Source organism: Burkholderia sp. WSM2230, from assembly GCF_000472445.1.
Taxonomy (GTDB): Bacteria; Pseudomonadota; Gammaproteobacteria; order Burkholderiales; family Burkholderiaceae; genus Paraburkholderia.
The window spans coordinates 261,273-275,834 of the sequence record NZ_AXAJ01000006.1; the positions used below are offsets into that span (position 1 = coordinate 261,273).

Sequence of the window (14,562 nt, forward strand, 5' to 3'; positions counted from 1 at the left end):
AGCGGCAGTGTTACTGCGGCTGGTAGATCGAATCGAACACGCCGCCGTCGGCAAAATGTGTCTTCTGCGCGTTGGTCCAGCCGCCGAACGTATCGTCGACGGTGTACAGCTTCAGCTTCGGAAACTTCGCGGTCAGCTCGGCCGGCACCTTATTCGAGCGCGGACGGTAGAAGTTCTTCGCGGCAATTTCCTGACCCTGCTCGCTATAAAGAAAGTTCAGATAGGCCTCGGCAAGCTTGCGCGTGCCGTGCCTGTCCACCACCTTGTCCACCACCGCGACCGGCGGCTCGGCCAGAATGCTCACCGACGGCACCACGATCTCGAACTTGTCCGTGCCGAACTCCTTGACCGACAGGAACGCCTCGTTTTCCCACGCGATCAGCACGTCGCCGATGCCGCGTTGCACGAAGCTGGTGGTCGCGCCGCGCGCGCCTGAATCGAGTACGCCGGCGTTCTTGTAGAGCTTCGCGACGAACTCCTTCGCCTTCTGATCGTTGCCGCCCGGCAGGTGCGCGGCATATGCCCACGCGGCGAGGTAATTCCAGCGCGCGCCGCCCGAGGTCTTCGGGTTCGGCGTGACGATCGACACGCCCGGCTTCGTCAGATCGTCCCAATCCTTGATGTGCTTGGGGTTGCCCTTGCGCACCAGAAACACGATGGTCGACGTGTACGGCGACGCGTTGTCCGGCAGGCGCTTCTGCCAGTTCCGGTCGATCAAGCCCTTGTTTGCGAGGGCGTCGATGTCATAGGCAAGCGCGAGCGTCACTACGTCGGCCTGCAGGCCGTCGAGCACCGAGCGGGCCTGCGCGCCGGAGCCGCCATGCGACTGCTTGAAGGTGACGCTCTCGCCGGTCTTCGCCTTCCATTCCTTGCCGAACGCCTGGTTCACATCCTGATAAAGCTCGCGCGTCGGGTCGTAAGAAACGTTTAGCAGCGTCGTGTCGGCCGCCTGCGCCTGGGAGATTGCGCCGAGCGCGGCTGCCGCGCCAAGGGCAAGCGCTGCAATGAGTGTCCGGGTCTTGCGAGTCCGCCCCGTGTTCCGATGGTTCATGCCAGTTCTCCGCGTGTTGGTCCGCTGAAACAGCGAATGATGTTGTTCTGCGTCGGGTCACGTGCACATGAGCGCGACTGGGAGGCCAGTCTATCGAAGGGGTTTCATCATTAAAAATAATGTTTGCTCATTTTTTAATACGCAAAAGTGGTAATGACAGCCAGATAAGGCGTTGCGGCGCGAAAAGGGATGCCAAAGCGCCGCTTGCCGATGCTGTAGCGCGGTGCGTCGACGCAAACTTAAAGTAAAGCTTGAATTGCGCCGGATACTGTATAAAAATACAGCCACCTGTTCATCCATACAGTGGCGCCATGACCAAACTCACCGCACGACAGCAGCAGGTCTTCGATCTGATCCGCCGGGCCATCGAACGCACCGGCTTTCCGCCAACCCGCGCGGAAATTGCGGCCGAACTCGGCTTCAGCTCCGCCAACTCGGCCGAAGAGCATCTGCGGGCATTGGCCCGCAAGGGCGTGATCGAGCTCGCGGCGGGTGCGTCGCGCGGCATCCGGCTGGTGCCTCAGGAATTCGGCCAGGAGGGCGGGCAGCATCAGTTCACGTTGCCGCATCCAGCCCTCATGCAGTTGTCGCTGCCGCTCGTCGGCCGGGTCGCGGCGGGCAGTCCGATCCTCGCTCAGGAACATATCGCCCAGCACTACGCGTGCGATCCCGCGCTGTTCTCGAGCAAGCCCGACTACCTGCTGAAGGTGCGGGGGCTTTCCATGCGCGACGCGGGCATTTTCGACGGCGACCTGCTCGCGGTGCAAAAGCGAAGCGAGGCGAAAGACGGCCAGATCATCATTGCCCGACTCGGCGACGACGTCACGGTCAAGCGTCTGAAGCGCCGGCCCAACGGTATCGAGCTGATTGCCGAGAATCCCGATTACGAAAACATCTTCGTCGAGACAGGCAGTGCGGATTTCGCGCTGGAAGGCATCGCTGTGGGGCTGATTCGCCCCGGCGAGTTCTGATAGCACGCGCGCCGCCGGGCTGGTCGTTTTGCGGCAATACCGTACACCCGCCCTCGCCTGCCACCGACTAACGCAGCACTCACATTGAATCGCCCGGAGAGCCTTATGGAACGCCTTGCCCGTCTGTTGCCGTTTCGCCAGTTCGGCCGTCTGCGCCATCTGCGCAAGCTGGTGCCTTGCTCACTGATCGAAGCATCCGCGGCCACCACTGCGTCGCTGTTCGATTCGCCGGCGAGCGGCTCCGATGTGCATGCTGCGTTGTCGTTCTCGCTGCCGTCCTCACTGCCGGCCTCACTGCCCTCGTCCCTGCCAGCATTTGCGCGCGTGTCGCTGAATTCGGGGCTCAATATGGCAGAGCCGGCGCGTCGCGCGCCGGTGCGGGTCTATCATGGACCGTCGCGGCTCATCATGGTCGGCACCATGGACGCGGTGTGCAGAATGATCGACCGTTGCATCGCCGACGAAACCAACGTTCAGGGCGCGGTGTTCGAGGCTTGAGAGTTGGCAGGTGTGAACGAGCGTCGCGGGAAACGTCGCGCATTCAAGCTGTTGCCATGTGCATTGCGACGCTCATTGCGTCGCTCCCTGCAACGAAGGGGATCGTTTCAGCGCCACGCCGGTCAACCTTAGACCAGACCTCATGGAGAATTCCGGCCGATGGCAGTTTCAACACGCAAGACGCGCGGCGTCCGTCCGCTTATCGTCACGCTCCTCGTTATCGCGGTGATTGCAGGCTTGGGCTTCGAGTATGCGTCGCCCTATATCGCACTCAATAACCTAAAACGCGCCGCCGACGCGCGAGACGCGCAAACCGTCAATCAGTACGTCGATTTCCCCGCGTTGCGCGAAAGCCTGAAGCAGCAGGTCACGAGTCTGCTGACGCGGCGCCTCGACTCGCACGGAAACGGCAATCCTCTGGCGGCGATTGGCGCGATGATCGGCGTGGCATTGATTGGCCCGCTAGTCGACGCCTATGCGACGCCAGATGGCGTGGCCGCTTTGCTCAACGGCATGCCGCCGCGCGGCGAACCCGGCGAGCGGCCGCCCGCGCCGCAGGCCGCGAACAATCCGGCTGCGGAAAACGGGCCTGCCTCCGCATCGCCCGGTACGCCAAATCATGCGGATCAAAGCGCCGGCAACAGCGCAAACCCCGGTGCCTCCGGCAACACGGGCCGCAGCGCCGCGCCACCACAGCCGCCGCAAACCACGGCCGGCTATCGCGGCCTCAACGAGTTCGCCGTCACGTACCAGCACGGCGCGGGCGACGCGCGTTACTCTGCGATCTTCCTACGCGAAGGCCTCTTCACGTGGAAGCTGGCCGCAGTCAATCTGAACGAGTGACGAGCGCGGCCCGGGCGTGGTGAGTTCGCCAGGCTGGGCGGCTCGCTCAGGCTGCCTCTTGCTGCTGCTCCTGCGCGGAAGAACACGCGACCAGAATGCTGCACGACACGCGGTCAAGCAGCGGTGTGTTGCCCGCGCCCATCCACCAGCGGGACAAGCCGGTGCGGCAGCGGTGCCCGACCACCACCAGATCCACACGTAGTTCGTTGGCCAGATTGGCGATCTCGTCGATCGGATGGCCGAACGCAAAGTGCCCTTGCGCCTTCACGCCGCGCTCCGTCAGCCAGTCCACGCCTTCTTGCAGAATGTCCCGCGCGGTCTTTTCGAAGCTGCCGCAAGCGACGTCGGTCAGCAGGCCCGCGCTTTGCGCGATGCTCGAGCGCATGTCCACTACCGAGAGCAGATGCGTTTCCGCTTTGAGATCCAACGCAAGATCGGCGCCGCAACGTAGCGCTTTGCGGCCTTCACGCGAGCCGTCGTAGCACAGCAGGATTTTCTGGTAGCTCGCCATCGTTTTCCCCTTTCCGCACAAGCGCGGTCTAGTCAATCATGGTGCGCCGCAATTCAGCTTGCAAGGGATGGAAAACGCTAAGTGCGATTCCCGTTTGCCCCTGCCTTGTGCATACGGGGCGCGCGCCATGGCGGCAGCGTCGGCGGCGCTCTTGCGGCGGTGCAAGAAGCGGCTTTGCCAGCGTGGTGGGCGCGCCAACAGTTCCCGGCCGATGGCCTAGAATGAGCAGCCTTCCCGGTCATTTGCGCCTTTTCCCGGAGCCTCGATTTCACCCATGCCTGACGCCGCGATCGAATTTCACCGAGTCGAAAAAAGCTACGGCGACAAGAAGGTTGTCGACGGACTGTCGTTTCATGTCGACACCGGCGAATGTTTCGGCCTTCTCGGACCAAACGGGGCGGGCAAGACCACCACGTTGCGCATGCTGCTGGGCATCGCCGCGCCGGACGCCGGTGCGATCCATCTGTGCGGCGAGCCGATTCCTGGACGGGCGCGCCTCGCGCGGGCACGCGTCGGAGTGGTGCCGCAGTTCGACAACCTCGATCCGGACTTCACCGTCCGCGAGAACCTGCTGGTGTTCGGACGGTATTTCGGGTTGAGCGGCGCGCAATGCCGGGCGATGGTGCCGTCGCTGCTGGAATTCGCGCGCCTCGAAAGCAAAGCGGACGCGCGCGTGAGCGAACTGTCGGGCGGCATGAAGCGGCGCCTCACGCTCGCGCGGGCGCTCGTCAACGATCCCGACGTGCTGATCATGGACGAGCCGACTACCGGTCTTGACCCGCAGGCGCGGCATCTGATCTGGGAGCGGCTGCGTTCGCTGCTGGGGCGCGGCAAGACGATCCTGCTGACCACGCATTTCATGGAGGAAGCCGAGCGGCTATGCGACCGGCTGTGCGTGATCGAGGAAGGACGCAAGATTGCGGAAGGCGCGCCGCGCGCGCTGATCGAATCGGAAATCGGCTGCGACGTGATCGAGGTTTTCGGCCCTGATCCGCTCGCGTTGCGCGACGAACTCGCGCCGCTAGCGCAGCGCACGGAGATCAGCGGCGAAACGCTTTTCTGTTATGTGAACGACGCCGGGCCGGTGCATGCGCGGCTAAAGCAACGCACGGATCTGCGTTATCTGCACCGCCCCGCGAACCTGGAGGATGTGTTCCTGCGGTTGACGGGGCGCGAGATGCAGGACTGAGAGCGCTCCGCGCTGCGCCAACGACTGCGACTGGCAGGCAGTGCACGAGGCAGTGCACCCGACGCTACATGCGGCACCGTACCCGACGGTGGACGAGATGCCGCACGGGACGTCTCAAAAGATACTGCACGAGACGTTGCACGAAGCACTGCACGAGACACGGCATAAGACACTGCGCGCGACGTTGCACAAGACACTGCACGACATACCGCCCGAAACACCACTCCAAACACCCGCGAGACTCGCATGGACGCACGCACCTACCGAAGCAACGAAGCCACGCCGCCCAGGCAGGCGCCGCTCGCCGCCCTGCCCGCGAACGCCGTCAACTGGATCGCGGTGTGGCGCCGCAACTATCTGGTGTGGAAGAAGCTTGCGCTTGCCTCGATGTTCGGCAATCTCGCCGATCCGATGATCTATCTGTTCGGCCTGGGTTTCGGCTTGGGACTGATGGTCGGGCGCGTCGACGGCGTGTCGTATATCGCGTTCCTCGCCGCCGGCACGGTGGCTTCGAGCGTGATGATGTCGGCGAGCTTCGAGTCCATGTATTCCGGCTTCTCGCGCATGCACGTGCAGCGCACGTGGGAAGCCATCATGCACACACCGTTGACGCTCGGTGATATCGTGCTCGGCGAAGTGATCTGGGCGGCCAGCAAGTCGGTGCTTTCGGGCGCCGCAATCATGCTGGTGGCGGGCGCGCTCGGCTACGCCAGTTTTCCGTCGATGCTGCTGGCGCTGCCCGTCATCGTGCTGACGGGACTTGCGTTTGCCAGTGTCGCGATGGTCGTGACCGCGCTCGCGCCGTCGTACGACTTTTTCATGTTTTATCAGACGCTGGTGCTGACGCCGATGTTGCTGCTCTCCGGCGTGTTTTTCCCGATCTCGCAGTTGCCCGCCGCCGCGCGCGGCGCCGCCGAAGCACTGCCTTTGGCACACGCCGTCGATCTGATCCGGCCGGCGATGCTGGCGCGGCCGCTGGAAAACGCCGCAGGACATGCCGCGATACTGGCGGCTTATGCAGTAGGCGGGTTTATTGTTTCGGCCGTGCTGTTCCGGCGCAGGATGATGAAGTAGCTGACATCTTCGCGGGCGCTGGGCCGAGGCGGCCAGCGCCCGCGCGCGAAACTGTGCGACCGCTGCTGGCTCAGTCCTCGTCGTCGGTCCACGGAATGTCGACGTCTGAGATGAACGCGACGGTCGCAAACGGGCCGCCTTCGTGACGCCCAATTTTGCCGTCGGCACGCTGCCATTCGACGCGGAACATGGTGCCGGGGTCGTCGGCGATCAAGCGCACGGTGCGGATCTCGTCGGGGTCGGCGTCTTCGACGGGACCGTCGAGCGATATCTGCAGCTCTTGCGGCCAGAGGCCGTCAGCGGGATCGTAAATCTTGTCGCCGTCCGGGATCAGCGTGAAGGCTTCCACGCCGATGGTTGCCGAGGCATCCACGATCATTTTGGCCAACGCGCGCAGCAACGCGGTAGCCCGCGCCGAATTCGCCTGACGGATTGCAAGGTCCCCGCGCGTCAGCGCCTGCTCGAGTTTTGGGTTTGTTTTCTGTTGCGCCATTCGATGTCCTGGGTCCTATCGCTGTGTTGTACAGCGCGGCGGACAAGCCGCCGCCGCTGCCGTTTTTGGGCTGCATCGTACCATTCAGGCGCGCCGGTCAACGCCATGACGCGCGCGGCGTGGACGGCGGGAACGGCACGAGTGGCGAAGCCCGCCCTGCTCACCACAGTTTAGGTCGTGATTTGCCGACAGGCAGGCACATTTGCCTTTCGTTGCAAGTAGGGGCCGCTTGCTGGTGCTTGCTGGGTGCCTGGTGGCCGCTTGCTGGCGGCTCCTTGCCCGCTTCCTGCCAGATTCCTGCCGGCTTCCTGCCCGTCTCTTGCCCTTTTCTCCTGCCCGTCTCTTGCCCTTTTCTCTTGCCCGTTTCGCGCCCGCTTCCTGCCCGTTTCCTGCCGGCTTCCCGGTACGTCCCGGCCGCTTACGGCGCAGGGTTCGGCTGCAACTGATGCAGCGCGTCGATTTCATCGAGCACGTCCTGCGAGAGCTTTACATCGACGCTCGCAATGTTCTCCATCAACTGATCGAGCGAGGTGGCGCCGATGAGATTGCTGGTCACGAACGGCCGGCTGTTGACGAAGGCGAGCGCCAACTGCGCGGGCGAGAGCCCAACGCGCTTCGCCAGTTCGACGTAACGCGAAGTGGCCTGAATCGCTTGCGGCTTGCTGTAGCGCTGAAAGCGCTCGAACAGCGAAATGCGCGCGCCGGCCGGACGCGCCCCGCCTTCATACTTGCCCGTCAACCAGCCGAACGCGAGCGGCGAATACGCGAGCAAGCCGATATTGTCGCGATGCGCGTATTCGGAGAGCCCTGCTTCGTAAGTACGATTGAGCAGACTGTACGGGTTCTGAATACTGACGATGCGCGGCAAGCCGAGTTTCTCCGATGCGCGCAGAAACTGCGCGACGCCCCACGGCGTTTCGTTCGAGACGCCCACGTGCCGCACCTTGCCCGCCTTGACGAAATCGCCGAGCACGGAGAGCGTTTCGTCGATGGGCACCGTGTATTCGTCGTCGACCCACGGATACGCCGGGCGGCCGAACGTCATCGTGCTGCGGTCCGGCCAGTGCAACTGATACAGATCGACGTAGTCCGTTTGCAGACGCTTGAGGCTATCGTTGAGCGCCTCTGTCAGATTCTTGCGATCGAACTGGTTGGTTTCGCCGCGGATATGGCGCGGGTTGTGCGGCTGACGCGCGGGCCCAGCGATCTTGGTGGCAAGCACGATCTTGTCGCGGGCGCTGCGATGCTGCGCGAGCCATGTGCCGATAAAGCGTTCGGTCGAACCCTGCGTCTCTGCACGCGGCGGCACCGGATACATTTCCGCGGTGTCGATGAGGTTGATGCCGTGGTCGAGCGCGTAGTCGATCTGCGCGTGCGCCTCCTGCTCGCTGTTCTGCTCGCCCCACGTCATAGTGCCGAGCCCGATCAGGCTGACCTGTACGTCCGAATCGCCGAGTCTGCGGTATTCCATGAAAGCTGTCCTATCGTTTGTATGAACATAAACCGGGGACGTTACCACGCCGGCGCGATGCCTGCAGCGAGGCTAGAATGCCGTCCTGGCAGGCGTCCGCGGGCGCCGCGCTCAACCCTTTCGGTCGAACCTCCATGAATCGCGAACACCTCGAGTTGCTGGTCACGCGCACGATGCCGTATGGCAAATACAAAGGCCGCCTGATTGCCGACCTGCCCGGCCATTACCTGAACTGGTTCGCGAGCCAGGGCTTTCCACCGGGCGAGATTGGACGGCTGCTTGCGTTGATGCACGAGATCGATCACAACGGGTTGTCGTCGCTGATCGAGCCTTTGCGGCAACGCTGAGGCGTTCCTTCGACTGGATGACCATCGCCGGCGCGGCACGTTGACGAGGCCGAAGATTAACCAACTGTTACCGCGTCGCGAACCGGCCGACACAGCTCGCCACGCCAGCATTGTGCGCAGGCTCCGGCATGGAACGCGGCGTGAGCGCGTGCCGTCCGCCGGCGTATTGTGGCGGACCGTAACGCACGGACACAAATGCGGCTGAACTCCTTCGCGCGCGGCCTTTCTGATTCTTTATGTCAGGACGGGTCAGGACAGGGAGACGAGATCGTGAACAGGCTCTTTGGATCGGTGGCATTGCTGGCGGTGGCAGCAGCCGTCGGCGGATGCGCTGTGGCGCCCGCCTATGACTACGGCTACGCGCAACCTTATTACCCCGACTATGGCTACGCGTACGGCGCACCGTATGCGCCGGTGTACGGCACGGTAGGCATCTGGGGTGGCTGGGGTGGGTCCTGCTGCTACCACGGTGGCGGTGGCCACTGGCGCGGCGGCGACTGGCATGGCGGCCACGGCGGGGGCTGGCACGGCGGCGGATATGGTGGATCGCGAGGCGGCAGTTCGTGGAGCGGCGGCGGCTGGCATGGCGGAGGTCGCAGCCATTGATGTCCGACTGCTCCGCGAAAACAAGGCGCAAAACAAAAACGGCGTTGTGATTTCTCACAACGCCGTTTGTCAATCTTTCTGCAACTCTTTACCGCTGAATTCTTTGGGGTGGCTGATGGGGCTCGAACCCACGACAACAGGAATCACAATCCTGGACTCTACCAACTGAGCTACAGCCACCACTGATATCTGCTTTGACTCGCCGCTTTATTGCTTGCTTATTGCTTGATTATCGCTTGCCTATCGCTTGGATAATCGCTTTAAAACATGGCTCGCCAACGAAGAAACGAGATTATACGAACACGAACGGCGTTTGCCTAGTCCTTTATTCAAAAATTTCGACCGGCTCACGCAGATGTTGTCTCGCCTCGTCGAAGATCGAGAGGTCGCGCGCAGCGAGACGTTTGCTGTCGGACAGCACACGCCGCCAGCCGCGCGCGCCGGCTTCGCCGCGGTAAAGGCCGAGCGCGTGACGCGTGATCGCGCCGAGATACGTGCCGCGCGCCATCTCTACCGCGCAATACTCGATCAGCTTCGCTTCCACCTGCTCGCGCGTGAGCGGCGCCTCGGTCGAACCATAGAAGCGCGCGTCGACATCGGCGAGCAGATACGGGTTGTGATAGGCCTCGCGGCCGAGCATCACGCCATCCACGTGTTGCAGATGCGTCTCGACTTCGTCTAGCGTCTTGATTCCGCCGTTGATGACGATCTCCAGTTGCGGAAAGTCGCGCTTCAATCGATACGCGTAGTCGTACTTGAGCGGCGGAATCTCGCGATTCTCTTTCGGGCTCAGGCCTTTGAGAATCGCATTGCGCGCATGCACGATGAAGATCTCGCAGCCCGCCTCCGCAATGGTGCCGACAAAGTCGCGCACGAAGCCGTACTCCTCGACGGCATCCACGCCGATCCGGTGCTTGACCGTCACCGGCACCGAGACCACGTCGCGCATCGCCTTCACACAGTCTGCAACCAGTTGCGGCTCGTTCATCAGACACGCGCCGAACGCGCCGCGCTGCACGCGCTCCGACGGACAGCCGCAGTTCAGATTGATCTCGTCGTAACCCCACTGCTCGCCGAGCTTGGCCGAGCGCGCAAGGTCTTCGGGCTCGCTGCCGCCGAGTTGCAACGCGACGGGCGCCTCGTCCGGCGTGAACGCGAGATGGCGGGGCACGTCGCCGTGCAGCAGCGCGCCGGTCGTCACCATTTCGGTGTAAAGCCACGTATGGCGCGAAATCATGCGATGAAGCGAGCGGCAATGGCGATCGGTCCAGTCCATCATCGGGGCGACGCTGACGCGGCGTGGACTGGCGGGCAGAGGCAAAGACATGGGGCGGCCAAACGGCTTGACTCGAAACCGCGATTTTACCGCAACCCGGGATACCGCCGGACCGGAGCCTCGTCTACGCGCCGATCACCCTTCCTGGATCAGGTCTATGAAGATAGTTTTGCCCCCGATAAACAGGGGTCGAACCACCGCTCTGCCGCGCTACGTAAGGCTCGACAGCATTATTTCAGCAGCGAGAATAGTAATTTCAGATTATCGGCACAAATTTTCGATAGTAGGGGTATACACTGCCTTCCATCGACGTTGCAGACACACCCCACCGGCCCTGCAACGCCACCCTGAAAATCGAAATCATTGGAGGTACATCATGAAGACCAAATTCATCGCCGCCCTGCTCGTTGCTGTTTCCGCTTCGATCGCTGCACCGGCTTTTGCGAGCGGCTACGGCCCCGCACCGTTCTATCGCCCGTCCGTCGGCGCACCGGCTTCGCAACAAGGCCAGAACGCGCAAACCGTCGCGGCAGAACGTGCTAACGCCGAGGCAAACGCTTACGGCGGCGTCAACAACGCGTCGTCGCAATCGGGCACCCGCGAACCGGTTTCGGGTCCGCAATCGGTGTTCTTCGGCCACTAAGCACTCGCCGTCTACCATGCTGCCCCTGCGGCAGCATGCGAATTGGGCGCCGCACCGGATTCCGGTGCCGGCGCCCAGTTTCGTTTACCTGTCTCTTCAGCCGCGGCGGGCCGGAGCAGCCGACGCGCACCGGCGCCCTCAAGCCGCGAGACCCGCGTCGATTACCTCGCGCGCGGCGCGAAAGCCGGCTTCGGCGGCAGCATGCTCGGTAGGCCAAAGACTGTCGATATGCACCAGCCGCCAGTCGACCACCACCGCGTTTTCACGCAGCACCCGGAAATGTGCCTTGACGCCGGTAAGCACCTGCTCGACCGCGACCTCGATGTCGTAGTCCAGGTAGCGCTCCTGGTAATCGCCCATGTCGAGGCCCTTCGGCTCCATCTTCACCTCCTTGCTTCTGCCGGACTAGGGACTGCGATTTGTCGCGCGCGAACACGCCCGCGTCAGCTTTGACGCGGCGCGCTACGGCCTGCCCCGGCAAGCGCAACCTCTGGCGGCTCGTACCGCGACATCGCGTGAGACGCCTGTCAGCGCGTTCAGTCGCAATCGCCGGAAAGATATTGCCTGCCGTTGCAGGTGATTTCGACCTCGTCGTCATTCGCTTCGGCGACGAGACCGCACGCCAGCAGTTGCGCGGTCACGGACTGCGGGAACTTCGGCACCGGCTGTCCGACGCCTACTTCGTTCAGGCGCCGCAAGGCTTCTATCGCTTCGGGACTCAGTGGCTTGGACATGGCGGTCTCCGTCGACACGACTAATTCATCCTAGCAAGTTTCCACGGCGGATGGTGTAGCGTCGGCGGATCGTCATGAGCGAATGGCTTGCGCGTGAATTTTCGCGGACGACGCGGGTCTACCAGGAAACCTCATGCAACCCGTGCAAACGCGGGGCACGCAAAAGGAGAACGAGATGAAGCGAAGCACTCTGGCCGCGCTCACCGCAGCCGCCGCGCTGCTCGCGCTGGGCGCGGGTGAAACGGCCGCGTGGGCGAAGACGGACGCGGCCCCGCCGAAGCAGACAACGCACACGACTCAGGCCGCGCAGGCAAACCAGCCGGGCGACGCTGCGTCGTCGATGGTAAAGCCGCCGGAATCGGCCTCCGGTGCGACCGGATCGAGCAATCCGGACAACATGCCGATCAAACGTCCGCGCAAACCGACTAACGACAAAATGATGCACGAGCCGCCCGCGAGCGGCGCGAACGCAAAATAGCGCGGCGCTTACAGGCGCGCGATCGAGACCTCTGTCGACTTGACCAGCGCGACGACTTCCGAGCCGACCTGCAGCTCGAGTTCGTCGATGGAGCGCGTGGTGATCACCGAGGTCACGATGCCGAACGGTGTGTCGACATCGACTTCGGACACGACCGGTCCGCGGATGATTTCCTTGACCTTGCCTTTGAACTGATTGCGTACGTTGATAGCGGAAATGCTCATTGCGGGTGGCTCCAGAGAAGCGATTGAATTCAGTCAGTCAAGGAATGTCAGACAGCCCAACGAACATCTGTCGGCCGCGTGAAACGGCCGGCGCTCGCCGCATCGCGCGGGCGTGCGTCGCGCGCGCCGTGAGGCTCGTCCGACAATGCGTCGCCGTTCGGCGCATTCTTCAGCACGCGCTGCAACACATGCTCTTCGAGCGCGGCGAAGCCCGCGGACGCACGCGCTCGCGGACGCGCGAGCGGCACCGCCTGATCGAGCGCGATGCGCCCTTCTTCGATCAACAGAATGCGATCGCCTAACGCAACGGCTTCGTGCACGTCGTGCGTGACGAGCAATGCGGTGAACTTGTGCTCGCGCCACAGGCGCTCGATCAGCGTGTGCATTTCGATGCGCGTCAACGCGTCGAGCGCGCCGAGCGGCTCGTCGAGCAACAGCAATTGCGGACGATGCACGAGCGCACGCGCCAGTGCCACGCGCTGACGCTGACCGCCGGAAAGCTGGGTGGGCCAGTCGTTCGCGCGCTCCAGCAGGCCGACTTCGGCGAGCACGGCGCGGGCGTCGTCGCGCGCGCTGCGCGGCAGGCCGAGCATCACGTTTTGGAGCACGGTCTTCCACGGCAGCAGGCGCGCGTCCTGGAACATGATTCGCGTATCGAGCGGCCGGCCGTCTTCGGCACGTTTTTCGAGCACGCCCGCGGTGGTCTTCTCGAGGCCGGCGACGAGCCGCAGCAACGTCGACTTACCGCAGCCGCTGCGGCCGACGATCGCGACGAAACTGCCGCGCTCGATGGACAGATCGAAGTCCGTCAGCACCTTGCGCTCGCCATACTGCTTGCCGACGCTACGCAGTTCGACCGAGTAGTCGGCTGTCCTGAAAGCGCCGTGAGGACCGTTGGCGTTATTGCCGCCGCTAGTGCCGGGTGTGCCGCTAGTGCCGCTAGTGCCGGGCGTGCCACTAGTGCCGTGTGTGCCGTGTGTGCCGTGTGTGCCGTGTGTGCCGTGTGTGCCGGGTGCGCCGGGTGCGCCTTGAGCGCCACGACCGCCATCCGCCCCATTGCGCACCACCGCGCCCGCTCCCTCCAACCCCGGCCGCTCTGCATGAGTACGCGGATGCCGGCCATCGCGCTCTTCCAGATCGGCCGCCACATCCGCGTCGCGATCCACGACGCGCGCCTGCGCCAGTTCCGCTTCGAGATCGCTGCCCGCAATGCCGCCGAACGACGCCGAGAGTGTCGTTGCGCTCATGCCTTACCTCCACGTTGATAAGCCGGGTGCCAGCGCAGCGACACGCGCTCGAGGCTCTTTGCCAGCAAGTCGGCGATCTTGCCGAGCGCGGCGTACAGCAGAATGCCGACCACCACGACATCGGTTTGCAGGAATTCGCGCGCGTTCATCGTCATATAGCCAATGCCCGATTGCGCCGAAATGGTCTCTGCGACGATCAGCGTCACCCACATCAGCCCGAATGCAAAGCGCACTCCGACGAGAATGGACGGCAACGCGCCCGGCAGAATCACATGGCGGTATAGCGCGAAACCCTTCACGCCATAGCTGCGCGCCATCTCGATCAGGTTGGAATCGACCGAACGGATACCGTGAAAAGTGTTCACGTAGACCGGGAAAAACACGCCGAGCGCGACGAGAAACACCTTGGCCTGCTCCTCGATGCCGAACCACAAGATCACCAGCGGGATCATCGCGAGCGCCGGAATATTGCGGATCATCTGCACGGTGGAATCGAGCGCGATCTCGACCGGCTTGAAGAGGCCAGTCGCGAGCCCGAGCACGAGACCGATGCCACCGCCTATTGCAAAACCGGACACGGCGCGCCACGTGCTGACCTTCACGTCCGCCCACATTTCGCCCGACTGGATCAGCGACCACGCCGCCTTCACGACGGCGAGCGGTTCAGGCAGAACGCGCGTGGACAGCACGCCGCTGCGCGCGGCGGCTTCCCACGCGAGCAGGATCAGAAGTGGTGCGACCCAGGGCGCAAGCGACGCGCCGATCTGGCGCAACGACCCGAAAGCCGAGGCCCGCACAAAGCCGAGCGCCGCGCCGCCACGCACGCCGTCATCACGCTGCGCACTCACGGTGGATTGAGCCATGATCACTTTCCTCATTGACTGTCGAAGCTGCCGCAAGCAGCCG

At 63.5% G+C, this 14,562-nt stretch carries 19 protein-coding genes and 1 tRNA gene; 9 read left to right on the forward strand and 11 right to left on the reverse strand.

Annotated features, from left to right (window positions below; translation table 11 throughout):
• Window positions 1-10: 10 nt before the first annotated feature.
• Entirely contained in the window at window positions 11-1,051 is a 1,041-nt protein-coding gene (locus A3AC_RS0114725; protein WP_025599722.1) for a sulfate ABC transporter substrate-binding protein, read from the reverse strand.
• A gap of 311 nt (window positions 1,052-1,362) precedes the next feature.
• Here A3AC_RS0114725 and lexA point away from each other — a divergent pair, with 311 nt between their 5' ends.
• From lexA to A3AC_RS0114740, 3 genes are all read left to right on the forward strand, one after another.
• Entirely contained in the window at window positions 1,363-2,022 is a 660-nt protein-coding gene (gene lexA / locus A3AC_RS0114730) for a transcriptional repressor LexA (protein ID WP_025599723.1), read from the forward strand.
• 105 nt (window positions 2,023-2,127) lie between these two features.
• Window positions 2,128-2,520 (forward strand): hypothetical protein, encoded by a 393-nt coding sequence (locus A3AC_RS0114735; RefSeq protein WP_025599724.1) that lies wholly within the window; start codon window positions 2,128-2,130, stop codon window positions 2,518-2,520.
• 159 nt (window positions 2,521-2,679) lie between these two features.
• Window positions 2,680-3,363 (forward strand): DUF2939 domain-containing protein, encoded by a 684-nt coding sequence (locus A3AC_RS0114740; RefSeq protein WP_025599725.1) that lies wholly within the window; start codon window positions 2,680-2,682, stop codon window positions 3,361-3,363.
• A 46-nt stretch (window positions 3,364-3,409) separates the two neighbouring features.
• Here the strand turns inward: A3AC_RS0114740 and A3AC_RS0114745 are convergent, their stop codons facing one another.
• Window positions 3,410-3,874: a universal stress protein gene (locus tag A3AC_RS0114745; RefSeq protein WP_025599726.1), complete on the reverse strand. Its 465-nt coding sequence runs from the start codon at window positions 3,872-3,874 to the stop codon at window positions 3,410-3,412.
• Window positions 3,875-4,148: 274 nt separating this feature from the next.
• Between A3AC_RS0114745 and nodI the strand changes: the two genes are divergently transcribed.
• Window positions 4,149-5,063 carry a nodulation factor ABC transporter ATP-binding protein NodI gene (gene nodI / locus A3AC_RS0114750; protein WP_025599727.1) on the forward strand — a complete coding sequence of 305 codons (915 nt, stop codon included), beginning with the start codon at window positions 4,149-4,151 and terminating at the stop codon, window positions 5,061-5,063.
• Window positions 5,064-5,309: 246 nt separating this feature from the next.
• Window positions 5,310-6,137 (forward strand): ABC transporter permease, encoded by an 828-nt coding sequence (locus tag A3AC_RS0114755; protein WP_025599728.1) that lies wholly within the window; start codon window positions 5,310-5,312, stop codon window positions 6,135-6,137.
• Window positions 6,138-6,207: 70 nt separating this feature from the next.
• Here the strand turns inward: A3AC_RS0114755 and A3AC_RS0114760 are convergent, their stop codons facing one another.
• Window positions 6,208-6,630: a hypothetical protein gene (locus tag A3AC_RS0114760; protein WP_025599730.1), complete on the reverse strand. Its 423-nt coding sequence runs from the start codon at window positions 6,628-6,630 to the stop codon at window positions 6,208-6,210.
• A 418-nt stretch (window positions 6,631-7,048) separates the two neighbouring features.
• A complete protein-coding gene (locus tag A3AC_RS0114765) occupies window positions 7,049-8,101 on the reverse strand; it encodes an NADP(H)-dependent aldo-keto reductase (RefSeq protein WP_025599731.1) in 1,053 nt (350 codons plus the stop codon).
• A gap of 134 nt (window positions 8,102-8,235) precedes the next feature.
• Here A3AC_RS0114765 and A3AC_RS0114770 point away from each other — a divergent pair, with 134 nt between their 5' ends.
• The gene (locus A3AC_RS0114770; protein ID WP_025599733.1) at window positions 8,236-8,448 is read left to right on the forward strand and encodes a DUF3820 family protein; all 213 of its coding nucleotides are present in this window, start codon (window positions 8,236-8,238) and stop codon (window positions 8,446-8,448) included.
• A 270-nt stretch (window positions 8,449-8,718) separates the two neighbouring features.
• Window positions 8,719-9,054, forward strand: coding sequence for a hypothetical protein (locus tag A3AC_RS0114775; protein ID WP_025599734.1), 336 nt, complete (start codon window positions 8,719-8,721; stop codon window positions 9,052-9,054).
• Window positions 9,055-9,158: 104 nt separating this feature from the next.
• Here the strand turns inward: A3AC_RS0114775 and A3AC_RS0114780 are convergent.
• Both A3AC_RS0114780 and dusA read right to left on the reverse strand, forming a co-directional pair.
• Window positions 9,159-9,234: transfer RNA gene (locus A3AC_RS0114780), tRNA-His, on the reverse strand.
• A 145-nt stretch (window positions 9,235-9,379) separates the two neighbouring features.
• A complete protein-coding gene (dusA, locus tag A3AC_RS0114785; protein ID WP_025599735.1) occupies window positions 9,380-10,381 on the reverse strand; it encodes a tRNA dihydrouridine(20/20a) synthase DusA in 1,002 nt (333 codons plus the stop codon).
• Window positions 10,382-10,706: 325 nt separating this feature from the next.
• Between dusA and A3AC_RS0114790 the strand changes: the two genes are divergently transcribed.
• Window positions 10,707-10,973, forward strand: a complete 267-nt coding sequence (locus tag A3AC_RS0114790; protein ID WP_025599736.1) for a hypothetical protein — start codon at window positions 10,707-10,709, stop codon at window positions 10,971-10,973.
• Between the two features lie 138 nt (window positions 10,974-11,111).
• Here the strand turns inward: A3AC_RS0114790 and A3AC_RS0114795 are convergent, their stop codons facing one another.
• Both A3AC_RS0114795 and A3AC_RS0114800 read right to left on the reverse strand, forming a co-directional pair.
• Window positions 11,112-11,354 (reverse strand): DUF6566 family protein, encoded by a 243-nt coding sequence (locus A3AC_RS0114795; protein WP_025599737.1) that lies wholly within the window; start codon window positions 11,352-11,354, stop codon window positions 11,112-11,114.
• A 155-nt stretch (window positions 11,355-11,509) separates the two neighbouring features.
• Window positions 11,510-11,707, reverse strand: a complete 198-nt coding sequence (locus A3AC_RS0114800; RefSeq protein WP_025599739.1) for a hypothetical protein — start codon at window positions 11,705-11,707, stop codon at window positions 11,510-11,512.
• 175 nt (window positions 11,708-11,882) lie between these two features.
• Here A3AC_RS0114800 and A3AC_RS0114805 point away from each other — a divergent pair, with 175 nt between their 5' ends.
• Complete coding sequence (locus tag A3AC_RS0114805) at window positions 11,883-12,185, forward strand: hypothetical protein (RefSeq protein ID WP_025599740.1); 303 nt, start codon at window positions 11,883-11,885, stop codon at window positions 12,183-12,185.
• Window positions 12,186-12,193: 8 nt separating this feature from the next.
• Here A3AC_RS0114805 and A3AC_RS0114810 read toward each other — a convergent pair whose 3' ends face one another.
• From A3AC_RS0114810 to ssuC, 3 genes are read right to left on the reverse strand one after another with little or no spacing between them, the layout of a single operon-like run.
• Window positions 12,194-12,409 carry a TOBE domain-containing protein gene (locus A3AC_RS0114810; protein ID WP_006048789.1) on the reverse strand — a complete coding sequence of 72 codons (216 nt, stop codon included), beginning with the start codon at window positions 12,407-12,409 and terminating at the stop codon, window positions 12,194-12,196.
• A gap of 47 nt (window positions 12,410-12,456) precedes the next feature.
• Entirely contained in the window at window positions 12,457-13,656 is a 1,200-nt protein-coding gene (locus tag A3AC_RS0114815) for an ATP-binding cassette domain-containing protein (RefSeq protein WP_025599741.1), read from the reverse strand.
• A complete protein-coding gene (gene ssuC, locus A3AC_RS0114820) occupies window positions 13,653-14,519 on the reverse strand; it encodes an aliphatic sulfonate ABC transporter permease SsuC (protein WP_025599742.1) in 867 nt (288 codons plus the stop codon). The genes A3AC_RS0114815 and ssuC overlap by 4 nt, the downstream gene beginning before the upstream one ends.
• Window positions 14,520-14,562: the final 43 nt, after the last annotated feature.

Excerpts from the sequence above, each read along its gene's own strand:
- A3AC_RS0114725 (WP_025599722.1), bottom strand. The coding sequence starts at position 1,051 with ATGAACCATCGGAACACGGGGCGGACTCGCAAGACCCGGACACTCATT.
- lexA (WP_025599723.1), top strand. The coding sequence starts at position 1,363 with ATGACCAAACTCACCGCACGACAGCAGCAGGTCTTCGATCTGATCCGC.
- A3AC_RS0114735 (WP_025599724.1), top strand. The coding sequence starts at position 2,128 with ATGGAACGCCTTGCCCGTCTGTTGCCGTTTCGCCAGTTCGGCCGTCTG.
- A3AC_RS0114740 (WP_025599725.1), top strand. The coding sequence starts at position 2,680 with ATGGCAGTTTCAACACGCAAGACGCGCGGCGTCCGTCCGCTTATCGTC.
- A3AC_RS0114745 (WP_025599726.1), bottom strand. The coding sequence starts at position 3,874 with ATGGCGAGCTACCAGAAAATCCTGCTGTGCTACGACGGCTCGCGTGAA.
- nodI (WP_025599727.1), top strand. The coding sequence starts at position 4,149 with ATGCCTGACGCCGCGATCGAATTTCACCGAGTCGAAAAAAGCTACGGC.
- A3AC_RS0114755 (WP_025599728.1), top strand. The coding sequence starts at position 5,310 with ATGGACGCACGCACCTACCGAAGCAACGAAGCCACGCCGCCCAGGCAG.
- A3AC_RS0114760 (WP_025599730.1), bottom strand. The coding sequence starts at position 6,630 with ATGGCGCAACAGAAAACAAACCCAAAACTCGAGCAGGCGCTGACGCGC.
- A3AC_RS0114765 (WP_025599731.1), bottom strand. The coding sequence starts at position 8,101 with ATGGAATACCGCAGACTCGGCGATTCGGACGTACAGGTCAGCCTGATC.
- A3AC_RS0114770 (WP_025599733.1), top strand. The coding sequence starts at position 8,236 with ATGAATCGCGAACACCTCGAGTTGCTGGTCACGCGCACGATGCCGTAT.
- dusA (WP_025599735.1), bottom strand. The coding sequence starts at position 10,381 with ATGTCTTTGCCTCTGCCCGCCAGTCCACGCCGCGTCAGCGTCGCCCCG.
- A3AC_RS0114790 (WP_025599736.1), top strand. The coding sequence starts at position 10,707 with ATGAAGACCAAATTCATCGCCGCCCTGCTCGTTGCTGTTTCCGCTTCG.
- A3AC_RS0114795 (WP_025599737.1), bottom strand. The coding sequence starts at position 11,354 with ATGGAGCCGAAGGGCCTCGACATGGGCGATTACCAGGAGCGCTACCTG.
- A3AC_RS0114800 (WP_025599739.1), bottom strand. The coding sequence starts at position 11,707 with ATGTCCAAGCCACTGAGTCCCGAAGCGATAGAAGCCTTGCGGCGCCTG.
- A3AC_RS0114805 (WP_025599740.1), top strand. The coding sequence starts at position 11,883 with ATGAAGCGAAGCACTCTGGCCGCGCTCACCGCAGCCGCCGCGCTGCTC.
- A3AC_RS0114810 (WP_006048789.1), bottom strand. The coding sequence starts at position 12,409 with ATGAGCATTTCCGCTATCAACGTACGCAATCAGTTCAAAGGCAAGGTC.
- A3AC_RS0114815 (WP_025599741.1), bottom strand. The coding sequence starts at position 13,656 with ATGAGCGCAACGACACTCTCGGCGTCGTTCGGCGGCATTGCGGGCAGC.
- ssuC (WP_025599742.1), bottom strand. The coding sequence starts at position 14,519 with ATGGCTCAATCCACCGTGAGTGCGCAGCGTGATGACGGCGTGCGTGGC.